The following is a 3147-nucleotide window of genomic DNA, read 5'->3' on the forward strand; positions in this document are numbered from 1 at the left end:
GCGGCGTACAACGAGCAGATGATCAAGCTCGAGGCGTCCGGCACAAAGCTCAAGTACTCGTTTGGTGAGGCCATGGCACCCGCTCTGGAGCGGACCATCGCAGTCGTGCAGCGCCTGGTGGATCAGTACGGTGCCGTTGCGGCGACCAAGGTCGCGGAGTACGTCGAGCGGTTCGCAAAGTGGCTTGAGCAGGTTGATTGGGAAAAAACTGCCAGCGAGGTATCAGGCTTTGTGGACGCGATAGGGGGCGTAAAAGGCGTCGCAGTCGCACTCGCGGCCATCACATTTGCCGCCCCGATCGCTGGCATCGTCTCCATCATTGGCAATCTCACTTCGCTTGCGACGGTCGCTGTTCCAAGCGCCGTCGCCGCGCTGGGTACCCTCGGCGCCGCCGGCGTTGCTGCGTGGGGAGCCCTGAAATTAGCGAAGGCAGCGGGCCTTCCCGACACGAATTCCGCAAAAGGAGCGAGCGATGTTGCCGCCGGAAATTGGTGGGCAGCGTCGGCCAGCCTGCCGGCCATGAGTTTTCTGGGGGCAGGTTGGGATCGCCTCACTGGGAAATCGAATGCAGACATCGCCGCAGGTCTTCGCCTTCAGTCAGGCACAGGCAAATCGAGCGCGGAATCGGACGCACTTTTTTCGCGGCTTGAGACGCAGTACGGATTGCCGAAAGGGCTCCTCGATAGCGTCTGGGCGCAGGAGTCGGGGCGAGGCACAAACATGCTTTCGTCCGCTGGCGCCAAGGGGCATTTCCAGTTCATGGATGGGACGGCCAAACAGTATGGCCTGGATGACCCATACGACCTGACGAAGTCGGCAACGACAGCGGCGCAGATGTACCGGGACCTTCTCAAGCAGAACGGCGGCGATCTCAGCAAGGCCCTCGCGGGGTACAACTGGGGCCAGGGCAACTTGCAGCGCAAAGGCATGGAGAATGCCCCGCAGGAAACCCGCAATTACGTGGAGCAAGTGCAGGCGCGGATGGGAGGCACGGGGCTATATAGCAACTCACCGCGCATTGCTTCCGCAAACCTGCCGGGACAGTCTCCGTCGCCTGTGACGGCAGATGGTGGGCGGGTACACGTCGACGTTGTGATTCATCAGGATGGACGGCCAGCCACGGCGAAGGTGCGGTCTCAGGGCAACGTGACCGGGACGGCTAGCGTCGGCAATCGAGCAATCGGAGAGATGGCGTGAGCGTAGCTGACGTGGTGAACGTTGCGGGCAGCATCGGCGGGGTAGCGTCAGGTGCGAAGGGTACTTCATCGGCAGTCAGAGGGCTTGCGTCTTCAGCACAAAGCCTAATGAGCCTGTTCGGTAGTGGCGACTACGCGAGCAAACTGCGCAAATGCAGCTACAACGGGGTTCCGTTCGCGGTCTTGTCTGAGAGCGGCGTTTTCGGTCGCAATGTCGTCGTCCACTCCTACCCGAAGAAGGAAACTCGGCCGTGGGTCGAGGACAACGGGTTAAAGACGAACGTCTTGCAGATCACTGGCTTCCTGGTCGAGAACAGTTTGATCTACGGCGGCGGAGACGTCACAACCCAGAAGATCAACCTTCTGAACGTAATTCGCGGTGGCTCCGTTGGCAATACGAAGCCGCCAGGCATTGGCAAACTGGTCCATCCGACTTGGGGCGAGATCAAGGCAAATTGCACCGAGGCTGAGATCGGCACGTCCTGGGATCGCGGCCGCGTTGTCGAGTTGCGACTGACGTTCATTCTCGGCGGCGATCGGTTGTATCCGAGCGCGCAGTCTGCGACGAAAGACGCTGTGAGCAGTGCCGCTTCTGGCCTGACTGCCTCGTCGCTGCTCAGCTTCGTCGGAAATACGCTAGATGCAATCGAGGCTGGAGCCGCAGCGATCAAAACGGCGGTGAGTGTTGCTGTTGGGTTTTACCAGGCAGTGAATGGCCTCGTGCATAGCGTTCGGCGATTCTTCAACTCGATTTCCACGCTGTCAGGAAACTTCGGGCGCCTCTTCGGCGGTAGCAATACCGGATATGCCGGGTCCAACGGGAAAGCCCCTAAGACAGCCACGGTCGCGAGTCTCCTTGCGCAGGACACGCAGAACGTTGCAAACGTCGCCGCTGCTGGGGCGGCATTATCTGCCGCTGCCGTGAACTCGGGGACGAATCCGTCGGCGTTCAGCGGCGCGGCGCAGTCACTCATGACGGCGACCGCAAACACGGCCGCTTCGCCGGCTGACGCAATCAGGTTGCTTACGCCGCTGGCGCGCTACACGCCACCGTCGGTGCCGCAGGGCTCACCTATCGCAGCAGCCCAGGCGGTAATGAGCAGTGCGACGGGGGATTTACTTCGCCGATCTGCGATCGCTCAGGTTGCGACGAGTTCGACGGCGTATCAGCCGGCCTCGGCCGACGATGCCATTGATGTCAGGGACACCGTCGTGGGGCTGATCGACGCGGAGATTCAAGTCGCGGCTGATCAAGGTGAGGACGATGTCTATGCATCGCTGCGAACGCTTCGACAAGCTGTGGTGACCGACTTCGACAGTCGGGGGCAGGGACTGGCGGCAGTAACGATATTCCAGTTCAGCGGGTCGATTCCCGCGTTGGCGCTGGCCAATCGCATCTATAGGGACGTCGGTCGGGAAGGTGAGTTGGTGAGCCAAGCGAATCCCGTTCATCCGGCATTCCTGCCAACGAGATTCAAGGCGCTGGCCGAATAGTCGAGGGGGTTACTTCTTCTGAGCTTGTTCGGCGGAATACTGCTCAATCAGTGCGGCAACTTCCTTCTGTTTTCGAATGATGTCGTCGAGAGTAGGCCATCCAGCGGCGCGGGGCATTTCAGGATAAGCGGCGAGCAAGCACGCGACGATCTCTGAATTCATTGATCGCCCGTTGCGCCTTGCGGTTTCAGCGATACGGTCGCGCAGGCCGTCGGGAAGGCGGACTATGAAACGCTCTTGGGTCTCACTCGGGTAGGGCTTCTTTTCCATAGTCGCATGATAGTGCCGACTTGGAATATTTTCGATGATGCCGACTTGACATGATGTCGAGTCGGCACTATATTTTGTTCATGCCGAGTCGGCATTAACTGGAGGGATGGAATGGAAGCCAAACGCTACCCAAGTCAAATAGCGGAGAGCTTTGTCATTAGATTTGACAGGGACGGGATGCGCGATG

The 3147-nt window shown here is 59.9% G+C and carries 3 protein-coding genes; 2 read left to right on the top strand and 1 reads right to left on the bottom strand.

Annotated features, from left to right (window positions below; genetic code table 11):
• A partial coding sequence (locus tag C266_RS27935; RefSeq protein WP_010804326.1) for a lytic transglycosylase domain-containing protein occupies positions 1-1197 on the top strand: 1197 nt, incomplete at its 5' end.
• Positions 1198-1211: 14 nt separating this feature from the next.
• On the top strand, positions 1212-2690 hold the full coding sequence (locus tag C266_RS14315) for a DNA circularization protein (RefSeq protein WP_246831192.1): 1479 nt from the start codon (positions 1212-1214) through the stop codon (positions 2688-2690).
• A 9-nt stretch (positions 2691-2699) separates the two neighbouring features.
• Here the strand turns inward: C266_RS14315 and C266_RS28300 are convergent, their stop codons facing one another.
• Positions 2700-2960: an Arc family DNA-binding protein gene (locus C266_RS28300; RefSeq protein ID WP_010804323.1), complete on the bottom strand. Its 261-nt coding sequence runs from the start codon at positions 2958-2960 to the stop codon at positions 2700-2702.
• Positions 2961-3147 lie beyond the last annotated feature (187 nt).

Origin of the sequence: Pandoraea sp. SD6-2, assembly GCF_000389825.1 — a bacterium.
Classification (GTDB): Bacteria; Pseudomonadota; Gammaproteobacteria; order Burkholderiales; family Burkholderiaceae; genus Pandoraea; species Pandoraea communis.

Bases quoted from the DNA above. Each gene is read 5' to 3' on its own strand.
- C266_RS28300 (WP_010804323.1), bottom strand. From the start codon at position 2,960: ATGGAAAAGAAGCCCTACCCGAGTGAGACCCAAGAGCGTTTCATAGTC.